We start from the raw sequence: 25,076 nt of genomic DNA on the forward strand, positions 1-25,076 counted from the left end.
CTTTTTTGCGGGCCACGCATAGCCTCTTTCTTCCTCTGATGCATTCGTTTGATTTCACACCCAGCCATCGTCATGGGTTAAGTTGTGAGATCATCAATCGCTTGAACAGCCAGTTCCAAGGCCTTTATTCTTCGCTCCAGCAGTGTTCTTTGCGGACTACCCGTCTTTGACTTCGCATAACTGTTTTGAATAGATGGAAATAAACCTGCGATCACCTTGCGGGCTTCTGCTAAATCTTCCTGTATGTAATGATGAGGCCCTTGATTCCAGACGTGTTCCAGCACGGCTAAACCGATGGAAACAGCTTTAAGCCGTTTCTTTACGAGGGTAGTATTGGCACCATTTTGAGTCATTTGAGACAAAGCATTTTCCAGCTTACGGATGGTCGATTGTAAAGATTTAATGGATTCCAATTGATCTGCTTGTGATACATTTTCCATGCGGGTACTGTCCTTTCTTAGATTCTGTTGATTTGCAAAAAAAGAACACACTGCTAAGATTTGATCCTGGCGGTGTGTTCTTCTGCTTTTGAGGTGTGATCGTTTTTTATTATAAGCTATTCCGTAATGTTATCGTAGATGTCGATGTACTGCTGTGCGGAAACGCTCCAGCTGTAGTCACCGGCGAAGGCGTTTTTCGTAACCTTTTTCCAGTGCTCCGGTTTGTGGTAGTAGGATACGGCCCGGCGCAGTGTATACATCATATCGTGGGCGTTGTAATCCTTAAAGGTGAAGCCGTTGCCCTCGCCTGTCTCCTCGTTATAGGCATGAACTGTGTCGTTGAGCCCGCCGGTTTCGCGTACGACCGGAATACTTCCATACCGCAGGGCCAGAAGCTGGCTGATGCCGCAAGGCTCAAACTTGGATGGCATCAGGAAAATGTCGCTTGCCGCATAGATTTTACGGGATAACGCGTCATTGAACAAAATCTGGGAAGAAAGCTTGGTCGGATAACGCCATGCCGCCTCGCGGAACCATCGCTCATAGGATTCGTCACCTGTCCCCAGCAGCACGAACTGGATATCGTCATAATACAGCAGCTCATCGAGTACCCGTGTCAGCAGATCCAGGCCTTTGGAATCGACCAGCCGTGTAACCATCGCAACCATCGGAATGTAGGGTGCCACCGGCAGACCCAGTTCCTGCTGCAGACCCAGCTTGTTCTCGGCTTTTTTAGCCAGATTTGAGCGATATTTCGTAAAGATTTTGCTGTCCGTATTCGGATTGTAGCTCTTGGTATCAATGCCGTTTACGATTCCGCTCAGGCTGTCGGCACGGGAATTCAGAAGCCCATCCAACCCGTAGCCGTAATATGCTGTACGGATCTCATCCGCATACGTCGGGCTGACCGTAGTGACATGATCGCTGTGGACGATTCCGCCCTTCATGTAATTCACGTTGCCGTAATACTCTACGCTCGTAAAATAACTGCTGTCCAGACCGAGCAGTTCTCCCAGCACTGAATACGGGAAAATGCCCTGGTACAGCAGGTTGTGAATAGTGAATACCGTCCGCATGTTGCTGTAGAAAGGAATATGGCGGTAGTGCGCCTTCAGGAGCAGCGGAACAACGGCAGCATGCCAGTCATGGCAGTGCAGCACATCAGGCTGGAAATCAATATGCGGCAGGCACTCCAGCACCGCGCGGTTAAAAAAGGCAAACCGTTCACCGTCATCCATATATCCGTAGATGCCGTCCCGGCCAAAATAATATTCATTATCGACAAAATAAACAGGAATGCCGTCATAAACGATCTGTTCAATGCCGCAATATTGATTGCGCCAGCCTACAGGCACATCGAGTACAGCCACAGGCTCCATCTGCGAGCGGAATTGTTCCGGAATCCCTTTATATTTAGGCAAAATCACCCGTACATCCACTCCTGCACCCTTAAGCGCCTTGGGTAAAGCTCCAATGACATCGGCCAGACCTCCCGTTTTGATAAACGGATGGGCTTCGGCGGCGGCAAATAAAACTTTCATTCAGATTTTCCCCCTTCGTTGTACGAATTCTCTATTCCAAAACTGCTTTGGACTTGCGTCCCGCCTTCTTCAGGACCAGAAAACTAAGCGGCGGAAGCGTCAGCTCCAGGCTGTTCAGCTGGTTATGCCATTCTTTCTTGGTGCTCTTCAGCGGTTCATTATGAATCCCGGAACCCCCAAACTCGATGTTCTCCGAGCTGAAAATTTCTTCATACGTACCCGGCCGCGGAACGCCGATCCGGTAATCACGCCGTTCCACCGGCTGAAAATTAATAATGATGAGCAGGGTATCTACAGGCTTCTTGCCTCTGCGGATATAGGAAACCACACTTTGGCCATTATCGTCTGCATCAATCCACTGGTAGCCTTCCATATCATGATCCAGCTCCCACAGCGCCTTCTCCGTCACGTAGAGTTTGTTAAGTGCAGCTGTAAAAGCAAGCATCCGGCGGTGGCTTTCGTAATCCAGCAGCAGCCAATCGAGCTGCTCCTGATCCTTCCACTCGATAAACTGTCCAAACTCACCACCCATAAACAGCAGCTTCTTGCCGGGATGGGAGATGTGATAACCCAAGAGTACCCTGAGTCCGGCAAACTTTTGCTCATAGGATCCGGGCATTTTGTCTAGCAGTGATTTCTTGCCGTGTACGACTTCATCATGAGACAGCGGCAGAGCATAGTTCTCGGAATAGGCGTAGCAGATGGGAAAGGTCAACAAATTATGATGATAGGGCCGGGCCCCGAAATCATGTTCTATGTAACCCAGTGTGTCATTCATCCAGCCCATATTCCATTTGTAATTAAACCCCAGGCCGCCTTCATGTACAGGCGCAGTAACGCCCGGCCAGGCGCTGGATTCCTCAGCCATCATCAGTGCTTTTGGATAGTAATGGAAAATGGCCTTGTTCAGCTGCTGAATGAAACTAATCGCCTCCAAATTCTCCAGTCCCCCGTTCCGGTTGCGCCGGTACTGGTGGTCCCGCTTCTCAAAATCGAGACGGAGCATGCTTGTCACCGCATCTACACGCATTCCGTCAATGTGATAAACATCGAACCAGAACAGTGCATTTGAGATCAGGAACGAGACAATCTCCGGCTTGCTGAAATCAAAGGACAGGGTTCCCCAGCCCGGCTTCTCGGCCAGCATTGGATCAGCATATTCGTACAGCGGAGTTCCGTCAAACATTCTGAGGCCATGTGCATCTTTGGCAAAATGCGCCGGAACCCAGTCCAGAATAACACCGATACCGGCCTGGTGAAGATGATCAATGAGGTACATCAGCTCCTGCGGCTCTCCATAACGGCTGGTTGCAGCGAAATATCCCGTTCCCTGATATCCCCATGATAAATCATAAGGATGTTCGGCGAGCGGCATAAATTCCACATGGGTATAATTCATCTCCACCAGATAGGGGATCAGCAGATCACTCATCTCACGGTAGGTATAGAATTCACCGTCCTCCTTCTGCTTCCAGGTGCCGAAATGCATCTCATAAATGTTCATCGGCCCGTTGTATGGAGCTTTGTTCTTCCGCTTCCACTGATTGTCGCCCCAGCTATAGCCGCTGATATCCGCAACAACGGAAGCCGTGGCCGGCCGCACCTCTGCCTTAAACGCGTAAGGATCTGCCTTCAAAAAGCTTGCACCTTCAGCGGATACAATCCTGTATTTGTAAAAAGTTCCCGGCTCTATTCCCGGAAAAAAACGACTCCAAAATCCTGAATCGGGTATCTTATATAACGAGTCCACGTCCTGCGTTCCATCCCAGCCGTTATGATTACCAGCCAGTCCTACATATGTCGCATGAGGAGCCCACACGGTAAAGCGTACGCCCGTCATTCCTTCTTCAGCGGCAATGTGCGCGCCCAGCATCGTATAGCTGCGATAATTCGTGCCCTCATGGAACAGGTAAATATCATCAGATGACGGGAGGTTTACTGTCTTAAGTATGTCAGGCAAATCATCACCACCTTATTGTATAGGATGCACCTATAACATTACCCGAATGTTGGGCGTTTGAAAATGATTTATAAGGCAAAAACAGGGTTTCTCTGAATAAAGAAAATTATTCTGTAATTTTTCCTGCTGTACAGCAATATATTTCACCTATGTCGTTTCAAGCGCTTGTAGTGAGTTTATATTACAAGCATTGACAAAAAAATGGGAGGGATAACAAATGAGTAAAAAAGAATGTGTCGCCATGCTGTTGGCAGGCGGGGAGGGCCGGAGATTGGCTCCCTTAACTTCCACTATGGCAAAACCCGCAGTCCCTTTCGGAGGACAGTATAGAATCATTGACTTTCCCCTCAGCAATTGTGTGAATTCCAAGATAGATACCGTTGGCGTACTGACACAGTACGAAGCGAACTCTTTGCATCAGCATATCGGGTCAGGTGAGCCATGGGGGCTTCATTCCAAGCCAGATCAGGGAGTAAAGCTGCTGCCTTCCGGAGTAGAAGGCCGTGACACTTATACGGGAACAGCAGATGCCATCTATAAGAACATTGATTTTATTGACAGCCATAATCCGGAACATGTGCTGATTCTTTCAGCTGATCATATTTATCATATGGATTATCGCAAAATGCTCGATTATCACATCGGCAAATCCGCTAAGGCAACCATTTCAGTCATGGAGGTTCCTTGGGATGAAGCCAGCCGCTTCGGTGTGATGAATGTTAACGAAGAACTCCAAATTTCCGAATTTGCGGAAAAACCGAAAGTGCCGCAAAGTAATCTTGCTTCGATGGGAATTTACTTGTTCGAGTGGGCTTACCTGAAGGATCATCTGCTCCGCGATGCCGCTAATCCGGCCTCCAGCCATGACTTCGGGAAAGACGTTATTCCGACGATGCTTGACGGCAATGATCAGTTATTTGCTTACCGCTTCAAAGGATACTGGAGAGATGTCGGCACCGTAGACAGCCTCTGGGAAGCCCATATGGACCTTCTGCAGGAGGATGACAACGGCTTTAAGCTGGATAATGCCCAGTGGCCGATGTACAGCCGGGCCCGCCGTAACAAACCGGCAGCTGTTAAACCGCGCGTTCAGATCAAAGCAGAGGATTGCTTAGTGAATGAATCTTGCCTGCTCGAAGGCAGCCTGCAGCGTTCTGTGATCTTCGGGGGTGTAGAAATTGGCAAGCTTAGCCGGATCCATCACAGTATTGTAATGCCGAATGTCCGCATCGGGCGCGGCGTCCTGATTGAGAATGCGATTATTGGCGAAGGTGCAGTCATTAAGGACGGAGCAGTCATCAAAGGAAGCAGCGACAATATCGTCGTTGTCGGCCCTCATGAGATTGTGGCCGCTAAACCTGTTATTCGTACACAGCCTTCCCGTCTGCTGCAAGAGGTCTATGAGAAGACCGGCAGACTCCGGGCCGAAGGGCTTCCTTCTTAAGCCTCTTCTTCCTCAGCATATTCAATTAATAAAAGGGCTGAATTACCGGTCTTGCCGACCGGTAATTCAGCCCTTTTAGCCATATCTTAGATTCAGGAGCAGACGCTCTAATTATTCGTAGACATCCTCCGGAAGAGCCGGTGCTGCCGGACGCTCCTCGGTGAGCGGCAGAATAACAGTCACCTGTGTACCTTTGCCGAGCTCACTGTCCATTTCCAGCTTACCGTTATGAAGCTCCACAATCTGCTGGGATATTGCCAGCCCGAGTCCGGTCCCTCCATTCAGCGCATCAACCTGGAAAAACCGGTCACGCACCCTGGAGAGATGCGCTTCGCTGATGCCGATTCCGCTGTCCCGCACGATTACAGCCATTTCACTGACTGACAGGCGCTGGGCGGACAGGACGATACTGGAATCCTCCGGAGAAAATTTCACGGCATTGTCGACAAGATTGAGGAATACCTGCTTCAACCGGTTCGGATCACCTTTGATATAGATCGTATCCTCACACTCCAGCACCAGATGAATCCGCTTCTTCTCCGCTTTGGCCCATATATTCAGGATCGTCTCCTGCAGCACTACCTTAATGTCCATCAGAACGATGGAGAGCTTCATTTCATTCTGCTGCAGCTTCGAGAAGTCCAGAATTTCTTCAACGAGTCCGATAAGACGGTCACTTTCCTTGGAGATAATCCCCATACCCAGCTTGGTCTCTTCCGGATCGTAGCCGCCCGAAATCAGCGTCTCACTCCAGCCCTTGATACTGGTGAGCGGTGTCCGCAGCTCATGTGAAATCGAAGAGATAAAGTCGTCCTTGATCTGATTGCTGCGGATAATCTCATCCGCCATATAGTTGAGCGTAGAAGCCAAATCACCGATTTCATATCTATAGTTACCTTTGATGCGGGCGGTGAACCTCCCCTTCGCCATTTGGGCCGAAACCGCGGTAATATTATTCAGCGGCTTAACGATCGAATTGGCCAGGCCGAAGCTGAACAGGACTACAATCACCATTACCGCCGCACCGATGCCGATGGATGCCAGTGTAAGGTTCAGCAGATCTTTATCAATCCGCTCCATCGAGGTGAGATATCTGATGACATACTTGTCGCGGCTGCTGACCTGAATCAGCTTGGAAACAGCCATTACACTTTCATTCGTTCCCGCTTGTCTGCCTACCCACCGGCCGATACTTCCGCCTACCGCTTCAGGTACGTCACTGGTAGTTATGGTGCGGTCAGGCTGAAAGCCTGTTGAACTGGTAAGGATATCTCCGCTGGTTGACAGGACTTCCAGCTCTGTATATTCCATGCTGAAGAAATCGAGCACTTTTTGCAGCTGATTGGGCGACCGCTCACCCGAAATTTCATATTTCAGGAATTCTTCCGCCGTGCTGATGTGGGTCGTAATCTTACTGTACACGCTATCGTAATAATACGTCCGGATTGCCAGCAGGAAGATAACCTCAACGAGGAGAAGCGCCACAAAGACTACCAGAATATAGTGCAGTACAATCTGTCTGCGCATCCCCTTCTTGATCATTGTCCTTGACCCTTCCATTTATAGCCGTGCCCCCATACAGTCTGCAGGTATTCAGGCTCCGACGGATTGTTTTCGATTTTTTGGCGCAGCCGGCGGATGTTCACATCCACAATCTTGGGATCCCCCATGTATTCCTTACCCCAGACATGATCCAGCAAGGAATCGCGGCTGAGCGGCGTGTTTTCTTTCTCCAGGAAAAATTGCACCAGTGAAAATTCAGTTGGTGTCAATTCGATGGCTTCCCCGCCGCGTTTGAACTGCTTAGAGATCAGATCAAGTGTAAACGGACCGGAATGGAAGGACACCTTCGCCGACTGCTCGCGGTGCACGTTAACCCGGCGCAGCAAAGATTGAATACGGGCAATCAGCTCCGTCGGACTGAACGGTTTGCTGACATGGTCATCTGCTCCTACGGAGAGCGCGTAAACCTTATCCTGTTCCTGCACCTTTGCCGTCAAAAAGATGATTCCAAGCCGCTCGTTGGTTTCCCGGATACGCCTGCACACCTCAAAACCGTCGATACCCGGTACCATAACATCCAGCAGCGCGATATCAATATCGGGTACTGTAGTCAGCTTATGCAGCGCTTCGTTGCCGTCAGCCGCCTCCAGCACTTCAAATCCGTTGCGTTTAAGATTAATAACAATAAAACTGCGGATAGATTCTTCATCCTCCAGAATAAGTACCTTACTCATCGATTCCCTTCCTTTCGATTGGAGCGGTTATTTTGTCGCTGTCGCTCCCGCCCGTGCTCTGCACCAGTTCTCCCCGGTAGCCGATTATCTTATCCATATCGCGCCCCAGAACTTTCCATCCGCTATTCTTGACGCGGTCCCATTCCATCTGTGTGAAGAAAGATACCTCCACCACCGTTTCCCCCGTATCCGACAGAATAAACTTCAGTGACTTATCCTGGACTGACTTCGTATCCACCGTGATCCTCTCGTGCCACTCCGGCAAGAAATCAATCACGAAACGGTCCGCCGGATCACGGTATTTCTGCGCCGTAAAGGTCAACCCGTCCTTCCCGTCCCATTTGTAATAGGAAGTGAAATAAGGGATGGTCTCCGGGTCGAAATATTCCCAGCCTTTCGGCGGCTCAAGCAATCCGATTTCAATAATGCCGTCTCCGTCCATGTCTTCACTGATAATTTTTCTGTCCTTAAAGGTACGGGCATCCCCTGGTATCACCACGCGCAGCTTGTTATTCTCCATAACAACCATTGTCGTATAAGCCGAGCGGGAATCCACTGCCGCATCCAGTACTATACCTTCTTTATTCTCTGCTACTTTTCCTGAGACAATATTGTAATAATTATTAAAGTAAGGGTCCAGGTTATCGAGCTGATCAAGCACCTTGAACCCGTCATTAAATTGATAGGTGGTGATTTTGTCCACTTCATTGCGTTTGAAGTACACGATCGTAATATCGGAAATCCCGTCCTCGTTCAGGTCATCGATCATGTATTTGGTATAGGGCTGTGCAAGCCGTTCCTCCAGCTCACCGCCGGAATAGGAATACACCACTACGCCCTTCTCATCGCCGCGTGAATAGCCGGTAATAATGTCCAGCTTCCCGTCTCCGGTTACATCCTTCAGATCCACCGATTCCAGCTGCGTGCCGTCCCCGTCAAAGACGAGCTTCTTCACCCAGCCATCCTCTACTTTCTCCAGAATCATGCCATGGATCAGGACAGACTCGTTCTCGGTGAAGTAAAAAACCAGGGTCTCCATCATTCCATCCTTATCGAGATCCTCCGTAAAAATGGAGCTGTCCTCATCTCCCGCCGGACGTATAAGCGATGCGCTGGCCGGCATCTGTGATTTAATGGCCATCATCAGCGAAGCTTTGTCGGCAGAGAGCTCCGGCGACTTCATCTTCGAAACAGGATCGCTGATGAAGGTACAGCCCGACAGTAGGGACATGGAAAGAGCTACTGCCGCCAGACGCCTAAGAACACGTATATTCAACTTCATCACTCTTTCCTTGTTTCGTGGCTCAAATAAGCTACAGATGGATACGTTCCTGCGAAGTCAGACGGCGTCCTTTGACATCATGTTTAATTCTGCCGTCTTCCAGTACCCATAAACGTGTGGCATACCGTTCCGCCAGCTCCAGCGGCAGCACGGTCACTACCGTAAGCCCCGTTTCTTTGCACAGCTTGCGCAAGGTGTCCAGAACGCTTTCCGCTGTCTTCGGGTCAAGACCGGTTACCGGTTCATCAGCCAGAATTACTTTCGCTCCATGCACAAGCGCACGGGCAATTGCCACCCGCTGGCGCTCACCGCCGCTGAGCTGGCTGGTCTTTATTTTAGCTTTATCAAGCAGCCCGAGCAAATCGAGCTCGTCCATCGCGCCCATATAATCATCCGAGCGAACCATCCCCGTGACCATCCGCCACAGCGGAGTCTGTGAGGATTGGCCGATCAAAACATTCTTCAGTGCAGTGCGGTTCGGATTCAGCTCCGCATTCTGCTCCAGATACGCCCACTCGCGGCGGATCTTCCGTCTGCCGGTGAACATATTCCCCCGAACGTTAACACCGTCTACTTTAAAGTTCCCCTTGTCCCATTTCTCGCGCAGCGCCAGGCAGCGCAGCAGCGTCGACTTACCGCTTCCGCTGGCCCCCAGCAGCACAACCAGTTCACCCGGTTCTAATTGAAAGCTAATATCCCGCAGAACAGGAAGTTTATCCTCCCCGACTGCTTTGGCTAAATGTTCAACTGTGATCATAGTTCAGCCTCTCCCTGTCTTCATCTCTAATCCATAGTGTACTCTGAAAGCGGGATCAATTTCCATGCGGACATCCGTTCTTATCTTACCTCAATTCAGCTGCCGTGGCGAGAATAATAACCCCGCTAAGCCGAACAATATATAGAAACCGCCAAGCAGCGCGAACACACCGCCGCCCCAGCCGAACTCAAGCAGCAGGCCGCCTAGACCCGGACCGATTATACTGCCGACACTATAATGAAACGAAGAAACCACATTGGCAGCAGGCAGGAGATTACGCGGCAGAATATCTGCTGCATAGCTAAGTCCCAGCGAGAAAAAGGAACCGACAAGCCCGCCGGCCGCCATCAGCAGCAGCAAGGTCAGCAGAAAATGATCTCCTGCAAGCGGCAGCAGCGTAAAGCCCAGCCCGCCGGCCACACCGGCAAAAATCAGTATTTTCTTCCGCCCGTACCGGTCACTCCACAGTCCCAGCGGCAGCTGGAGTACCAGGCCGCCAATGCCTGCGAACGGCAGCAGCGCAGCGATCTGATCCGTGCTGAAGCCTGTACGCAGTCCGTACACCGGGAAATTACTGTTCAGGCTCGCCTCCATATAGCCGTATAGCAGGGCCGGAATCAGTGCATACCAGGCTAACTGGTAGCTCCGTCCGAAACGTCTGGCCTGACCCTCCCCATGCTCCACTTTATCCGGATGGGAGTCCGGCAGCTTGAGCAGAACCAGCAGCAGAACGAGCACAAACAAACCGGCAAGGATCAGAAAAGGGGCGGCCTGGCCAAACCGCAGCAGGCTGATGCCAAGCGGCCCGAGGCTGAAGCCCAGGCCGTAGGACATCCCGTAAAGCGAGAGATTACGGCCCCTGTGTTCCGCGGGTGTCATAAGCAATACCCAGAGCTGAGCGGCATAATTAATGGCGGAATCGCCGATGCCGACGAGCAGCCGCAAAATAAACCAGGCTTTGATGCCGGGCAGCAGCGGGAACAGGAGCAATGTCACCAGCACAAGGCTGATCCCCGAAGCAATCAGTTTCTTAAAGCCGATTGCGCCTAGTACCCGTTCAGCCACAAGGGTCATAGCGAACGACCCGACATAAAGGGCCGCGGCGTTAAGCCCGTTAAGAGAGGAAGAGACTCCTGTTTGCTCCAGGAGAATGGAGAGCACCGGCAGCAGCAGCCCTTGGCTGAGCCCGGCGGCGATAATAACCGTAATAAGGATGATGTAATTCAGCCTGCTGTTCAAATGAAGTGAAGCCTCCTAAAAGTTTTGTGAGCATATGCTTCCTTGATTAGTTCTTCAAACAAAACTTGCTTCGGAAGCGTAAACTTAAGTTTTGTGAGCATATGCTTCCTTGATTAGTTCTTCCAATAAAACTTGCTTCTGAAGGCAAACACCGAACATTATAGTGGACAACCTTCTTCAAAACAAGAGATAATATATAGAAGTGACCGATTTCCTGGGGGTGCATGCTGCATGAGTTATGAACTGAAAATTGATGTTTCACCTGTATACGAACTGCTCGACAGTTTCATGTTATATGTAACTAGAAAATGGATTTCCAATCTGGATATGGGTCCCGACTGGATTCGTGATATTGACGGCCGCATTCCTCCGCAGCAGGTAACTGCGCTCAGACAGGCAGCCGATTGGCCTTTTACCGATTATGATGTGCTCTATGTCTGGGCTTACCACCGCCAGCCGGCATCGAAGGTGACGCAGTTTCTGGAGGAGCTCGAAGCTTCTTCACTACAGGAATGTTTTGAACGCACAGCGCCGCTTTTCCCCAACTTTACAATAGAAGAATGCGCGCGGATCAAAAAAGACTATCCCCCGCTTCTGCAGCTATGGTATGAGCAATACTTCCGCCATGTGGAGCCAAAGCTCCTGCCCATACTCATCGAAGACGCTTCAGAGAAAAAGATGCTCGAGAGCAAAATGGGCGCTGCTGCGCTGATTGAATATGCATCCGGCGGCGTGGTGATTGAGGATATCCCTGATCTGCGGACAGTGGTGCTCCTGCCTACCATACATAACCGGCCGATCAACATGTATTGCTTCTACAATACCCTGATGATTATTCAGTATCCTGTAGATGTTCCCTCGGACAATGAGGACGAACCGCCTACCGTGCTGCTGCGCCTGACCAAGGCGCTGTCTGATCCGACCAGGCTCCGGCTGCTCCGCTATGCGGCCCATGAGCCCAAAACACTGTGGGAGCTGCAGTCGGACCTGAACCAGACTAGTGATATGCTGATGCATCATTTACTTATGCTGCGTGTCGCGGGCCTGCTGCGGGTCCATCTAGGCAGTGAAGGCGAAGGCAACGAACGCTATAGTGTACGTCCGGACGGCGCCTCAGACCTGCAAATGTTCTTAGAGTCGTATATTCGTTTATAATAGTTATACACAGACAGAGACAGCTGACAAAATTTATAGGAGTGAGCGTTATGAAATATTTGACACAACAAGTTATCTTCGATCTGGACGACACCCTGGTCCACTGCAATAAATATTTTGACCTCATTCTGGGGCAGTATTTCGAACTGATGTCCGATTGGTTCAGCGAGTTCGGACCCACAACCAGCGAATTCCGCAGCAAGCAGGTGGAAATCGACGTGGAGACGGTAAGTACCAGCGGTCTTGCCAGCGACAATTTCCCGAAATCCCTGATTGCCACCTACCGCTTTTTCTGCGCCAAATATAACCGTGCGGCCGATCCCTATCAGGAAAAGCAGCTGATGAAGCTCGGTCTCAGCGTCTACGACCAGGAAGTGGAAGCTTATCCGGGCATGGTGGAGACACTCGATGCGCTGAAGCATGACGGTCATGACCTGTACCTCTATACCGGCGGGGACGATACGATCCAGCAGCGTAAAATTGAGCAAATGAAGCTCGACGTTTATTTTGGCGACCGGATTTTTATCCGCCAGCATAAAAATATCGAATCGCTTGAGAATATTCTGACTTCTTATCCTTTTGAACGGAAACGCACCTGGATGATCGGCAATTCACTGCGCACGGATGTGCTCCCGGCCCTGACTGCGGGCATCAACAGCATCTATCTGAAGCAGCAAAATGAATGGCTCTACAACCTGATCGAACTTCAGCGGGAAATGCAGCAGTCGGTCCTGACCATTTCCTCTATTCATGAGGTCCCTCCGGTCATCCGCTCGGCATCGCAGCGCAAAAACCACGGCTGATAATAGACCAGCATTCTGTTAGAAATGCCATAGGCAGCCTGCACCCGGTGTGTTTATACTGTTTGAGTAGATTTTTCATCTCATGCAGGAGGTAGAAATGAACAAGAACGCGAATCCTAAACACACACTGAATAAGATGACCTCCCGTACCCCCGCAACGGGCAACAAACGTCTTCTGCCGATGCTGCTGGGCGTCGTGGTGGTCATCCTGATCATTGCACTGGTCTATGTCACTACAGGCGGCAAAGCCAGCGACAGCGATGTTTTTGAGGGGCTGCCCAACTACACGGATGTCAAAGGCACTATTGTGGTCGACGGGCTGAAGGTTGAGAAGCAGCCGCATCTCGGCAGCGGGGACGCCAAGGTCAAAGTCATTGAATTCGCCGATTTCAAATGCCCGGCCTGCAAGAAGTGGACGGAAGCTTACCTGGATACCTTCATTAAGGATTATGTAGACACCGGGAAAGCGGATTTCTACTTCATGAATTTCGCCTTTATTGACCGGGACTCCTATCTGGCAGCAAGTGCCGGGGAAGCTATTTATAAACAAAGCAACGAAAAGTTCTGGGAATACGTCCATAAGCTATATGCTAATCAAGGCGACGAAAGCAAAATTTGGGCGACGCAAAAATTCATCCTTAATTTTGTCAAAGAGAACATCGGGGGCATTGATTACGCCCGGTTTGAGCAGGACGTGAAGAACCACACCTATATGTACGATGTTAAGGAAGACTTCAAAATTGCCGGAGCCTACGGCGTAAACGGCACACCTAAATTCATGGTGAACGGTGTTCTGCTGAAGGATTCCTCTTACGAGGGGCTTACCGCAGCGGTGGAGAGCGGACTGGCCGAAACCGCCAAGTAACCCCGCATCATTTAAGCACTCCAGCAAAAAGATAAGGATGCAGCACGGCAGGGAATCCCTGGCCCGGGCCGCATCCTTTTTGGTATTTCTTCAAGGAAAATCTATTAGATCATTCGATGCTAAGCTGCCCCGTATCCATATTGGCCAGTACCAGCTTGCCTTCGAGCGGAGCACCGTCCTCAGCTGTCAGCTTCAGCTTGCCGGTTCTGCCTTTTTCAATCAGCGCCTTCACCTGGGCGTCGGTAAGTGTCCGGCCATGATTTTCTTTCCAGATTACAAATTTACAGCCTTCTTTATAGTGCGAGCAGCCATATCCTTTACGCCCCATGAAGATTGTTCCCCCGCAGCCGGGACGCGGGCAGGCTCCGATGATCTTCGGTCCAGTATCTGCTGCCGTCTCAGTACCAGCTTTAGGCTGCCCTACACCTGCGGTTGTACCGGCAGAAGCACTGCCTCCTGCTCCACTGCGTTTGCGGGAGGCGCCGGCTGTCCTGTCCGGGCTTGCCTTGGCTACTGAGCCGCCGCTCCGCCCTTTGGAACCTGCCTTAATTGAAGGCGTTTCGCCTTCAAAGGAGGTTTTGGACGCGCGCGACTGTACCCGAACCTTCTCTACGATCATCGAGGCGAAACGTTTGACATTCTCCATAAACTGGCCGTCCGCCGCCGTACCTCTGGCAATTTCATTCAGACGCCGTTCCCATTGTCCGGTCATTTCCGGCGAGGTCAGCAGCTCAATCCCCGCTCCGCGGATCAGTTCGATCGCCGTCCGTCCCTTTTGGGTAATCGCGATTTTCTTGCCTTGCATTTCAATGTAGCCGACGTTCTTCAGCCGCTCAATCGTTGCTGCCCGGGTAGCCGGAGTGCCGAGACCTGAATCCTTCATGGCATCGCGCAGCTCCTCGTCCTCTATCTGCTTCCCTGCGCTTTCCATCGCTTTGAGCAGGGTTCCCTCCGTGTAATGCTTAGGCGGCTGCGTATCTTTTTCCTTAACTACTGCATCGCTGCAGTGCACCTCGTCAGACGGGGAGATGGAGAACGGCTCGTTCACCTCAATCTCCTCTTCCTCCTCGTCTTCCTTGCCCTTCCCCTTAGCCGGCTTCGCTTTATCCTTCTTCTGGTCGCCGTAAATGACCTTCCAGCCGAGACTCAGCAGTTCTTTGACCGTCGTTTTGAAGCTCTCTCCTTCAACTTCAGTAAAGACCGTATGCACTTTATACTCCGCAGCCGGATAGAACTGTGACAGGAAGCGGCGCACAATCAGGTCATACAATTTGGCCTCATCTGCGCTAAGCCCCGATGCTTTGCGGTTCGTCGGCAAAATGGCATGGTGGTCTTCCACCTTAGACGGATTGCAGATAAATTTATTGCCTTTATGGACCAGATTGCGGTTCGCACCTTTGACCCATTCATCATAAGAGGTCCCTTGCAGTGAAGACAGTGTCTTATGCATCTCCGGGATGTTCTGCTCCGTTACATAGTTGGAGTTGGTCCGCGGATAGGAGATCACCTTATGCTTCTCGTAGAGCGCCTGTGCGATATCGAGTGTTTTTTTGGCGGAAAAAGCGTATTTCCCGTTCGCCTCACGCTGCAGCAGCGTCAAATCGTACAGTTTGTTCGGATACTCTTTGGTGTCCTTGACCTCATACGAAGCAACACGCCCCGGTTTCCCCTTGACCTTGGCAGCCAGCGCCTCCGCCTTCGCACCGTCCGTCAGACGGTCCCCCTGCCACATGCCTTTATAGGCTACCTCGTTCTGCGTGAAATGCCCCTCGACTTCAAAAAACTTAAGTGATGAAAAAGCTTCTATCGTCTTCTGGCGGTCATATATCAGCGCGAGCACCGGCGTCTGCACCCGGCCCACGGACAGCAATACATTATGCTTCGTGGTGAATGCGCGGGAACCGTTCATCCCGATCAGCCAGTCGGCCTCACTGCGCGCCCGGGCGGCTTTGGTCAGATTCTCATACTCCGAGCCATCCTTCAGCTCCTGGAAACCTTTGCGGATCGTCTCCGGCGTCAGGTCGGAAATCCACAGCCGCTTCACCGGCTGGGCCAGCTGCAAATGCCGCTGAATCAGCGAAAAAATATGCTGCCCCTCCCGCCCGGCATCACAGGAGTTGACCAGCAGATCACTGCGTTTGGCCAGCTCGCCGATCACCTTCAGCTGATCAATCGTGCGGGCGTTCGGCACCAGCTTGAACTGGTCGGGAATGATGGGTAAGTCGTTAATATTCCACTTTTTGTATTTGTCGTCATAAGCTTCCGGTTCGGCGAGTCCGATGAGATGACCGATCGCCCAAGTAATGATGTACTGCTCCCCTTCTAAATAGGAACGGTAATTTTTGGCCTTCGGTTCTATTGCGGCGGCGATATTCCGCCCCATATCCGGTTTTTCCGCAATAATGAGTGTCTTCAAAAAAAATCGCTCCTTAACCTTCAATCTTCCAAAATGCGTCCAGTTTTCTATTATACCATTATGTTAAACGAAATTCCTGCTATTAATCAGTATAATCATTAGGAGGGAGACGCGGAATACGCTTGGTAAGCACTTGAAAGTGACCACGGAGCAATTACTTTATTACGTAAAATAACGAAGAATTTTCACCGAACAATCCGAATAGGAATTACTTATTTCAACTGCTCTCTTAATACCGCTCCGAGTTCGGAGGTATAACGGGTTAATCTCAGGCTTATTTCTGTCCGCATGACATCACGGGTCAGACCAAACCGCTCCTGGTAGCCGCGAAACAGAATTTTATAGTACAACAAGAAATCCTCCTGCTCATCCTCCAGTACTTTGATATTCCGCTGCTTGAGTTCTCGCTGGAGCCGGTAGGTATCCTGCATCACCCGATTCTGGATATACCGTCCGGCCATTAAATACGTCCGGGTAAGCATGTTGCCCGACCGGTCAACCTCCTGCATACTCTTGCTGACCATGGTGTCTATGTAAGGAAGCAAAATAAGATCCCGGACCATCGTGCGTTCTAGGGTAGTGAGCATTTTACCGCTGTCGCCCTCTTCCTTATCCTTTTGCTCATACTGCTCTACATGCTCAGTCATTAACATTTTGGTTTTCCACCTCTCGTTTCCGTTTAGTTTGCTCATTTATAATGCCCCCCAATCTGTTCGGCGCGTTCCAGAGCAACCCCGGATTCAAGCAAGGAGGACGCCCGGATCAGCGCTTTGCTGCCATACCGTGTTTTGATCTGATCGATGGTACGCTCTCTTCTATAGGTCCGTTCCCGGTCGTCAAACAGCGTAAGCTGCAGGACACTGTCATCGGTCAAATGGGAAATAGATATCGATAAACGGCTTAAAGGCATCCCGGTCCAATGGTCGATAAACAGGTGATAAGCCGCTGCTGCAATCTCATGAGTCAAGGACGACGGCTCCGGCAGGGTCATCTGACGGCTGTACGAATTGGACCTGTTACCGTCTGTTTCCGAGACTGCAATAGATACCACGGATCCCATATACCGGTACCGCCGTGCCCGCTGGCAAACTTCAATGACCAGCTCCAGCAGTACGACCTCAATATCCTCCAGCCGGGTGTACAGGTTCCAGCGCAGTGCCTTGCCATGACCCACCGATTTGATCTGATGGCGGATTCCTGTTACTACCGGGCTAGGATCGATTCCGCGGGCAGTCTGCCAATAATACTCCGCCTGGATATCGCTCTGTTTGCCCATGGTCATACGCATTCTCCGCTTAAACTCACCCAGCTCCATCCGCGCAATGTCACCAATGGTGGTTATCCCCATACGATAGAAGTTTTTGCTCATCCGGCCGGCCACCATAAACATTTCATGTACCGGCAAAGGCCAGAGCTCTTCAGACAAATTGTCATACCCGAGCCGGAAAATCCCGCCTTCCCGCTTCTTCGAAAGGTTGTTCGCCATTTTGGCAAGTATTTTTGTCGGTCCGATCCCTACCCTGGTCCAGACACCGGTGGATAACAGGACATGCTGCTGGATGCTGCGAATGATTTCCCGTGTTCCTCCCCCAAAAAAGGTCAATGAGCCCGTCACATCCAAGAACTGCTCATCGATACTGAAAGGCTCAACAAGGTCCGTATAACCATGGTAAATTTGCGAAATAAGCAGCGATACCTTTATATAAGTGCCCATTCGGGGGCGTATAACCACAAGTCCGGGACACTTGGCCATGGCTTCGCCCACGCGTGAAGCAGTGGTTACACCCTGGGCCTTGGCGATGGGGCAGGCTGCGAGCACAATGCCGTTCATCCGCGTCGGATCCCCCACTGCGACAGGCTTATCTTTATATTCCGGGTGAGCAGCTTTTTCGACGCTGGCGTAAAAGGATTGGCAGTCCGACAGTAAAATAATTCGCTCTTTAGACATAGCGTTTCTCCTGTAACGGTTGCCCTGGCTGCATGCGGTCGTCACAGCTGCCGCAAACCTTGATCTTCCGCTGAGTAATCTTGCCGGCATTGTCCAGGTATATGAGTTCAAGTGTTTGGCCGATACTCATTCTCACGATTGATCGCCTCCGCAAATATAAGAACATTTGTTTGTATTATAACCACGATAGGGATTTTTAAGCAATGGTTTGATTTTCCACGCCAAAAAAATCCCCGCCAGCCACTTAAGGTTGACGGGGAAGGCATTCGAACGATTGAATTTGAAAAATATGGTTGTGAAATTGACATGAAAAAACTATTATTGTAAATTGTTAACTCTCTTACTTCTCCTGATCATTCGCAAACCGCCGCTCTTCGGCTTCATCGAACTCTTCACGCAGCAGCCCAAGTAATAAATCATCGTAATATTGTCCGTTCATATAAATGCTTCTCCGGCGGAGGCCTTCCTCCCGGAATCCCAGCTTGCGGTGAAGCGCTCTGGAAGCCTCATTAATAGAGACACAGCCGCTGTTGCATTTCTGCAGCCTCAGCTCATGAAAAGCGTACCGTAGAGCAATCCTTGCGGCATCCAGGCCGTATCCATTTTTTCTGAACTGCTTATTGATGCAGAAGGAAATGCCGAATGTACCGTTCTTCTGATCCATACCGCTCAAATTGATTAGCCCTACCAGAACATTATCGTGGGTCTCAATCGCAAACATCCGGCGGTAGCTGCTTTTGAAATCATCGTATTCATCTGACATTGCCCGCTCACTCGCTTCACTCTTGGGCAGTTCAATGCCCCATTCCATCAGCCGGACGGCGTCACTATCCTGTTGTTCCCTTCTCCAATCTTCCCAGTCACTCTTCTGTGTAGCCCTGAGTCTAACGACTGTACCCTTCCAGAAATAATCCAGTTGTTCTGTCATCATTTAAGCCCCCTTTAGCCCGCAAGCAGACTCTGTAAAATTCAAGGATTAGGCTTGAACCTTTGACTTGAATTCTAACATTGCCGGCTAAAATCTTAAATGTAGAGAACAGTTCATAACTATTCTCTACCTTCGGGTTAGCTGTTTCTTACTTCCTGTGTGCTGCACTTATCCGGGAGAGTGCCTCTGCGCTGCTAACAACTTCCTTCGTATTGCTTCTGCGGTCCCAATACTCTATCTTGCGCTCACCGGCAGACTTGCCGACGACCAGCACAACCGGAATGCCGATCAGACCGGCATCCTTGAATTTGACCCCTGCCCGTTCATCCCGGTCATCCAGCAGCGTCTCAATCCCTTGCCGGGTCAGTTCACCGTATAATTCTTCAGCCAGTGCAGTCTGTTCTGTATCTTTGACAGACATTTGGAGGATATGAACATGGTATGGCGCAAGGCTCTGAGGCCAGATAATTCCCTCATCATCATGGCTCTGTTCAGCGACTGCTGCCAGCAGGCGTGAGACGCCTATACCGTAACAGCCCATGATCATTGGCTTACTCCGGCCGGAGGCATCCAGATAGGTGGCACCAAGCTTCTCACTGTATTTGGTCCCCAGCTTGAAAACATGGCCGATTTCGATGCCCTGATGGAAATGCAGTACGCCATGTCCGCATTTCGGACAAGCCTCCCCTTCCACGGCATTACGTAAGTCAGCCACATGCTCCAGCGGAAAGTCACGTCCAGGCACAACGGAGCGCAGATGATAATCCTTTTCCCCCGCTCCCGCTATTCCCTCCGCCATTGCGGCAACAGCTGCGTCAATGACCAGCGGCAGCTGCAGTCCGACCGGCCCGACATATCCGCTTTCCACTCCGGCAGCAGCCAGTACATCACTATAATCAGCGAGGGATACTTCGTTAACGCCGATAGCTTTGGCTACCTTAATCTCATTAACCTCATGATCGCCCCGGACAAGCACGGCAAAAGCTTTGCCGTCCCCTTCATAAATCAATGTCTTGATGATACCCTCCGGCTTAATCTGCAGCTGCTCTTCCAGCTGGGCAATCGTCCGCAGTCCTGGTGTATGGAATTTCTCCACAGCCGCCCGCTCCGCCAGGTCCGCATAGATCGCAGCATCCGGCCTGCTTACCTCAGCCTGCTCAAGATTAGCCGCATAATCACAAGCAGAGCAAACAGCGATCGTATCCTCACCGATATCGGACAGCGCCATAAATTCGTGATTCTCCCCTTCACCGCCGATCGCTCCCGCATTCGCCTGGACGGCCTTGAAATGCAGCCCGCAGCGGGCAAATATCCGCCGGTACGCCTCATACATCACCACATAGGCAGCATCCAGCCCTTCCCAATCCGTATCGAAGGAATACGCATCCTTCATCAAAAATTCCCTGCCCCGCAGCAGACCGGACCGCGGCCGGCGTTCATCACGGAACTTGGTCTGAATCTGGTACAATGTAACCGGCAGCCTGCGGTAAGAACTGATTTCACCACGGACGAGTGCGGTGATCACTTCCTCGTGGGTCGGTCCAAGCACAAATTCCCGCTCATGGCGGTCCTGAAGCTTGATCAGGTCTTTGCCGTATACCTCATAGCGTTCTTACTCCTTCCACAGCTCAGCGGGCAGCATGGAGGGGAGCAGCACCTCCTGGGCTCCGGTAAGTTCCATTTCCTCCCGCACAATATTCTCGATCTTGCGCAGCACCCGGCGTCCCAGCGGCAGATAGGTATAAATCCCGGCCGCGAGCATGCGGATGTATCCGGCCCGCAGCAGCAGCTGATGGCTTGCTGTTTCGGCTTCAGCCGGCGCTTCGCGGAGAGTAGTCACTAATAGTTTACTTTGGCGCATAATAATCAGCCTCTCTGATTGGATCAGACCTGTCTTGGTCTGCCTTATGGTCTGGAACGCAAAAAAGACACATCCGTCAGGGACGAATATGTCGTGTTACCACCCTAGTTCAACCGTCAGGCCAAGCCTGACAGTCCTCTATCCGGATAACGGCCGGGGCCGGCAGCACTTCAAAACTCAATACTGCAGCTTCCAAGGCAGGGTGCGCTTCCATCGCTAATTGAAGGACCTTTCAGCCGGTGAGTCCTCTCTCTGTTCTAGCGAATTCCGATAACGCAGATCCTTGATCAACGCTGTTACGTGATTAATATGGTATTTAATGTATATGATATTGCGGAACGCGTCAAGCCTGTCATGAAAATGCCATGAACGGAGCCGCTCATCCCGAAGTTTTTAATGGCTCGGAACAATGAAAGTAAAAAATTGTAACTAAAATTTTTCTTATTCATGATCTTACATATGAAATTATTGTGACTATATACCGAAAATATGATTAGAGCATATCCGGGGCTACTTCAGCCTTTATGCATCCAAGGGGGAGTCATTGCTATGTATACAAAAATAAAACGCCTTACCCGCCAATTCACGTCACATTCGCTGCAAAGGAAAATGATGCTGCTCTTCGCCGTCATGCTGATTATACCAATCGTCACGGTAAGCTACTTTTCCTATACCACCTCCAGCAAGCAATTGGAGTTCAGAATGCAGGAAGCCACACACACAAGCGTTGACATGCTGGCGAATAATATCAGTGAAACAGTAACTGCTGCCAAGGAGAATGTACAGCAGCTTAGCCAGCAGCTGACCTCCGCTGATCTTGACAACAAGACAGCCGAGACCCGTACGCTGATTGATTTGTTCGTGAAGGAACATCCGGAGCTTGAAATTCTTACTTCAGGAAATGAGAACGGAGCCTGGATGAAATCACCTGACCCCGGCAAGCAGGATTATGATCCGCGCACCCGCGACTGGTACATCGAATCGATGAAAAATCCCGGTAAAGTCACACTCACCGGTCCAAGCATATCTGTAACTACCGGCAACTACACCCTGTTCATCTCAGAATCACTAAAAGACGGCAAGGGGGCCGTTGCTACCACTCTCAATCTGAAAGTGATAGGTGAACGGATCAGCAATATTAAGCTTGGCAAAGACGGCTATTACTTTGTGGTTGACCGGAATAACAAGTTCGTCTCCCACCCGGTCAAAAAAGCCGGCGATGATATTGTGGATGATGTCGCTAAGCTTTTGGTTAATGACAGCGGCAGCTTATCCTATACCGCTCCCGATACCGGGGTGGAGATGCGCGGTTATTATACTACCGACCCTACGACAGGCTTTATTGTCGTTGGTGTGCTTCCCGCCCAAGAGTTCTCGGATGCTGCTTTGCCGATTGTCTACACGAGCTCAATTGTCCTGGGAATCGCGCTGGTTATCTCCCTGATCCTGATGTTCTTTGTCGTAAGAGCAATCTCCCGGCCGATCAGCAGGCTGAACCACTCCGCCCGCCGTGTGAGTGAGGGGTACCTGAATGAACAGATTAAGATTGACCGTGCCGATGAAATCGGCGAGTTAGCCAAGAACTATAATCTCATGGTGGAATCGCTGCGAAATATCGTGACAGACATCTCGGATACTTCCGGTCTCTTGGCCGCATCCAGCCAGCAGCTGACGGCTACGACCGAAGAGAATGCTAAGGCTACCGCCTATGTGGCTGAGCTCGTTCAGGATTCAGCCGCCGGAGCCGATACACAGACTTCGGCGATGATCGAGACTTCCCGGGCCATGGAGGAAATGTCCGCCGGAATCCAAAAAATCGCCGAAGCCGCAGCTTCCATCGTCGATTCCTCGGGAGACACCGAAGCCGATGTCCACAGCGGCAGCCAGAAGATCGAACAGGTCAGCCGCCAAATGGATGCTATCCGCGAGTCCACTCACCTGTCTTCGGAGCTGATTGGACAATTGAACGGTTTAAACACACAGGTGTCGGCGATGAGCAGTGCGATCTCTAACATTGCTGTACAGACTAATCTGTTGTCACTCAATGCCGGGATTGAAGCTGCACGCGCCGGAGAACACGGCAGAGGATTCGCCGTAGTTGCAACCGAAGTGCGCAAACTTGCCGATCAGTCCAAGTCCACCGCCGGTAATATTCAGGAAACGATTGAGCAAATGACAGTGCTGATTGACCAAACCTATGAAGCGATTCATCACCGGGTTGCGGCAGATGTGGATCTGGGCATCCAAGTGATGGATGAAGCTAAGGCAGCTTTCGTGAATATTGAACAATCCACTGCCAGAATCAACGGCCAGATCCATGACATCTCGGCAATTACCGAAGAAATGTCCGCCGGCGCTGAGCAAGTTGCTGCTGCGGTCGAAGAAATCTCTAACATCTCACGTACCACTTCCGACGCTCTACAGAATGTTACGGCGGCAACAGAGCAGCAGCTCGCCTCGATGGATGAGATCACCGCTTCTTCCGGTGAGCTGTCCAAAATGGCCGGTGACCTGCAGCAAAAAATCGAACGCTTCAAGCTGGAGGAGTAGGCAAATCGCCTATCCTTCCTCTCCTTCCGGCGGATCCGCCATACCGCAAAAAGCCGTCCCTCCAATTCCATTGGGGGGACGGCTTTTTTAGATCCGGCTGAAATATAATTTAGACGAGAACGGTCGATCCCATCAAATATTTGTCAACCTCACGAGCGGCTTCGCGGCCTTCATTAATGGCCCAGACCACGAGACTTTGCCCACGGCGCATGTCGCCGGCGGCAAAGACCTTATCCACATTCGTGTTGAACTTGCCGTAACGGGCTTTCACATTGCTGCGGCGGTCCGTATCCAGGTTCAGCTCCTGAATGATATCCTGTTCCGGTCCGTCGAAGCCGATCGCGATCAGCGCGAGCTGAGCCGGATATACCGCTTCTGTTCCCGGAATAGGCTGATAGATCTTGCGGCCCGTTTCATCCACCATGCGGCGGATTTGCACGGTGTGCAGCTCTTTCAGGTTGCCTTCCTCATCACCGACGAATTTAGTAGTCATGATGGAGAATTCACGCGGATCATCGCCAAAGATTGCTTTGGCTTCCTGCTGTGCATAGTCAAGTGTGTACACATTCGGGAATTGCGGCCACGGGTTCGCGATCGGGTCGCGCTCCAGCGGTGCTTTTTCATGCGTACCGAACTGAGTGATGCTATTGCAGCCATGCCGCAGAGAAGTCGCCACACAGTCGGAACCTGTATCCCCGCCGCCCAGTACAATCACATCTTTGCCTGCCGCAGATACGTAATTGCCATCCTCCAGATTGGAGTTCAAATAGCTCTTAATCGTGCCGTTCAGGTAATCCATCGCGTACATTACACCGTTCAGCTCGCTGCCTTCTACATTGAACCGGCGCGCTTTGGTCGCTCCGCCGCACAGGACAACAGCATCGTATTCGTCAACCAGCTGCTGGGCAGGGATATCCTTGCCAATCTCTGTATTCACTACGAAGTTGATGCCTTCAGCAGCCAGCAGATCAACCCGGCGCTGTACCACGCGCTTATCAAGCTTCATGGTAGGAATACCATATGTCAACAAACCGCCGACGCGGTCGCTGCGTTCAAATACAGTCACTGTATGTCCGGCTTTGTTAAGCTGAGCGGCTGCTGCAAGGCCTGCCGGGCCGGAGCCGACGATGGCTACTCTTTTACCGGTGCGTTTCTCAGGAGGATTAGGGACTACCCAGCCTTCCTCAAAGCCTTTATCAATGATTGCAAGCTCAATCGTCTTAATTGTAACCGGCTGGCCGATCAGGCCGACGGTACAGGAACCTTCACAAGGTGCAGGACAGATGCTGCCCGTAAATTCAGGGAAATTATTCGTCTTGTGCAGACGCTCCAGCGCTTCCTTCCACAGTCCCCGGTAAACCAGATTGTTCCACTCGGGAATCAGGTTGTGGACCGGGCAGCCCGATGTGCCGCCGGACATGTCAATGCCGGTATGGCAATAGGGGGTTCCGCAGTCCATGCAGCGGGCGCCCTGCGTCCGAAGCTCGTCCTCGGTAAGATGATGATGGAATTCTTCCCAGTCTTTGACGCGCTGTTCAGGATCCCGGTCACCTGGGAGCTGGCGCTTATACTCCATAAATCCAGTAGGTGTAGACATATTTACGTTTCCCCCATCCGTTCTCTTCGTGTTGATTATAGTACATTGTAGCA

Annotated in this window: 19 protein-coding genes and 1 pseudogene; 5 read left to right on the forward strand and 15 right to left on the reverse strand. The window is 51.1% G+C overall.

Annotation, left to right across the window (positions count from 1 at the left end):
* Nucleotides 1-77: 77 nt before the first annotated feature.
* The 3 genes from JRJ22_RS14815 to glgB form a co-directional block, all read right to left on the reverse strand.
* Nucleotides 78-440 (reverse strand): hypothetical protein, encoded by a 363-nt coding sequence (locus JRJ22_RS14815; RefSeq protein WP_206100287.1) that lies wholly within the window; start codon nucleotides 438-440, stop codon nucleotides 78-80.
* Nucleotides 441-556: 116 nt separating this feature from the next.
* Nucleotides 557-1,981: a glycogen synthase GlgA gene (glgA, locus tag JRJ22_RS14820; protein WP_206100288.1), complete on the reverse strand. Its 1,425-nt coding sequence runs from the start codon at nucleotides 1,979-1,981 to the stop codon at nucleotides 557-559.
* 31 nt (nucleotides 1,982-2,012) lie between these two features.
* The gene (gene glgB, locus JRJ22_RS14825) at nucleotides 2,013-3,941 is read right to left on the reverse strand and encodes a 1,4-alpha-glucan branching protein GlgB (protein ID WP_206100289.1); all 1,929 of its coding nucleotides are present in this window, start codon (nucleotides 3,939-3,941) and stop codon (nucleotides 2,013-2,015) included.
* A gap of 217 nt (nucleotides 3,942-4,158) precedes the next feature.
* Between glgB and JRJ22_RS14830 the strand changes: the two genes are divergently transcribed.
* Nucleotides 4,159-5,385, forward strand: a complete 1,227-nt coding sequence (locus JRJ22_RS14830) for a glucose-1-phosphate adenylyltransferase (RefSeq protein ID WP_206100290.1) — start codon at nucleotides 4,159-4,161, stop codon at nucleotides 5,383-5,385.
* 111 nt (nucleotides 5,386-5,496) lie between these two features.
* Here the strand turns inward: JRJ22_RS14830 and JRJ22_RS14835 are convergent, their stop codons facing one another.
* From JRJ22_RS14835 to JRJ22_RS14855, 5 genes are all read right to left on the reverse strand, one after another.
* Nucleotides 5,497-6,927: a sensor histidine kinase gene (locus tag JRJ22_RS14835; protein WP_206105147.1), complete on the reverse strand. Its 1,431-nt coding sequence runs from the start codon at nucleotides 6,925-6,927 to the stop codon at nucleotides 5,497-5,499.
* A complete protein-coding gene (locus JRJ22_RS14840; protein WP_054940854.1) occupies nucleotides 6,924-7,622 on the reverse strand; it encodes a response regulator transcription factor in 699 nt (232 codons plus the stop codon). The genes JRJ22_RS14835 and JRJ22_RS14840 overlap by 4 nt, the downstream gene beginning before the upstream one ends.
* Nucleotides 7,615-8,904 (reverse strand): hypothetical protein, encoded by a 1,290-nt coding sequence (locus JRJ22_RS14845; RefSeq protein WP_206100291.1) that lies wholly within the window; start codon nucleotides 8,902-8,904, stop codon nucleotides 7,615-7,617. The genes JRJ22_RS14840 and JRJ22_RS14845 overlap by 8 nt, the downstream gene beginning before the upstream one ends.
* Nucleotides 8,905-8,935: 31 nt before the next feature.
* Nucleotides 8,936-9,661: a phosphonate ABC transporter ATP-binding protein gene (locus JRJ22_RS14850; RefSeq protein ID WP_206100292.1), complete on the reverse strand. Its 726-nt coding sequence runs from the start codon at nucleotides 9,659-9,661 to the stop codon at nucleotides 8,936-8,938.
* A gap of 90 nt (nucleotides 9,662-9,751) precedes the next feature.
* Nucleotides 9,752-10,900 (reverse strand): MFS transporter, encoded by a 1,149-nt coding sequence (locus JRJ22_RS14855; protein WP_206100293.1) that lies wholly within the window; start codon nucleotides 10,898-10,900, stop codon nucleotides 9,752-9,754.
* 231 nt (nucleotides 10,901-11,131) lie between these two features.
* Between JRJ22_RS14855 and JRJ22_RS14860 the strand changes: the two genes are divergently transcribed.
* The 3 genes from JRJ22_RS14860 to JRJ22_RS14870 all read left to right on the forward strand — a co-directional run bounded on the left by JRJ22_RS14860 (nucleotide 11,132) and on the right by JRJ22_RS14870 (nucleotide 13,723).
* Nucleotides 11,132-12,055 carry an ArsR/SmtB family transcription factor gene (locus tag JRJ22_RS14860; protein ID WP_206100294.1) on the forward strand — a complete coding sequence of 308 codons (924 nt, stop codon included), beginning with the start codon at nucleotides 11,132-11,134 and terminating at the stop codon, nucleotides 12,053-12,055.
* A 50-nt stretch (nucleotides 12,056-12,105) separates the two neighbouring features.
* Complete coding sequence (locus tag JRJ22_RS14865; protein WP_206100295.1) at nucleotides 12,106-12,858, forward strand: HAD family hydrolase; 753 nt, start codon at nucleotides 12,106-12,108, stop codon at nucleotides 12,856-12,858.
* 97 nt (nucleotides 12,859-12,955) lie between these two features.
* Nucleotides 12,956-13,723, forward strand: coding sequence for a DsbA family protein (locus JRJ22_RS14870; protein ID WP_232380850.1), 768 nt, complete (start codon nucleotides 12,956-12,958; stop codon nucleotides 13,721-13,723).
* A gap of 109 nt (nucleotides 13,724-13,832) precedes the next feature.
* Here the strand turns inward: JRJ22_RS14870 and JRJ22_RS14875 are convergent, their stop codons facing one another.
* The 6 genes and pseudogenes from JRJ22_RS14875 to JRJ22_RS14900 all read right to left on the reverse strand — a co-directional run bounded on the left by JRJ22_RS14875 (nucleotide 13,833) and on the right by JRJ22_RS14900 (nucleotide 20,876).
* A complete protein-coding gene (locus JRJ22_RS14875; RefSeq protein ID WP_206100296.1) occupies nucleotides 13,833-16,139 on the reverse strand; it encodes a type IA DNA topoisomerase in 2,307 nt (768 codons plus the stop codon).
* Nucleotides 16,140-16,351: 212 nt separating this feature from the next.
* Nucleotides 16,352-16,831 carry a YhjD family protein gene (locus tag JRJ22_RS14880; RefSeq protein ID WP_054940860.1) on the reverse strand — a complete coding sequence of 160 codons (480 nt, stop codon included), beginning with the start codon at nucleotides 16,829-16,831 and terminating at the stop codon, nucleotides 16,352-16,354.
* Nucleotides 16,828-18,087, reverse strand: coding sequence for a DNA polymerase IV (locus JRJ22_RS14885; RefSeq protein WP_206100297.1), 1,260 nt, complete (start codon nucleotides 18,085-18,087; stop codon nucleotides 16,828-16,830). The genes JRJ22_RS14880 and JRJ22_RS14885 overlap by 4 nt, the downstream gene beginning before the upstream one ends.
* The gene (locus tag JRJ22_RS14890) at nucleotides 18,080-18,223 is read right to left on the reverse strand and encodes a hypothetical protein (RefSeq protein WP_206100298.1); all 144 of its coding nucleotides are present in this window, start codon (nucleotides 18,221-18,223) and stop codon (nucleotides 18,080-18,082) included. Before JRJ22_RS14890 ends, JRJ22_RS14885 begins: the two co-directional genes overlap by 8 nt.
* Nucleotides 18,224-18,427: 204 nt before the next feature.
* Entirely contained in the window at nucleotides 18,428-19,018 is a 591-nt protein-coding gene (locus JRJ22_RS14895; RefSeq protein WP_206100299.1) for a GNAT family N-acetyltransferase, read from the reverse strand.
* A gap of 145 nt (nucleotides 19,019-19,163) precedes the next feature.
* A pseudogene (locus JRJ22_RS14900) lies at nucleotides 19,164-20,876 on the reverse strand (proline--tRNA ligase).
* Nucleotides 20,877-21,425: 549 nt separating this feature from the next.
* On the opposite strand from JRJ22_RS14900, the gene JRJ22_RS14905 reads away from it, so the two are divergent.
* A complete protein-coding gene (locus tag JRJ22_RS14905; RefSeq protein WP_206100300.1) occupies nucleotides 21,426-23,426 on the forward strand; it encodes a methyl-accepting chemotaxis protein in 2,001 nt (666 codons plus the stop codon).
* A 109-nt stretch (nucleotides 23,427-23,535) separates the two neighbouring features.
* On the opposite strand, the gene JRJ22_RS14910 is transcribed toward JRJ22_RS14905, so the two are convergent.
* Complete coding sequence (locus tag JRJ22_RS14910; RefSeq protein WP_206100301.1) at nucleotides 23,536-25,023, reverse strand: glutamate synthase subunit beta; 1,488 nt, start codon at nucleotides 25,021-25,023, stop codon at nucleotides 23,536-23,538.
* Nucleotides 25,024-25,076 lie beyond the last annotated feature (53 nt).

Source organism: Paenibacillus tianjinensis (assembly GCF_017086365.1).
In the GTDB taxonomy this organism is placed as follows: Bacteria; Bacillota; Bacilli; order Paenibacillales; family Paenibacillaceae; genus Paenibacillus_AQ; species Paenibacillus_AQ tianjinensis.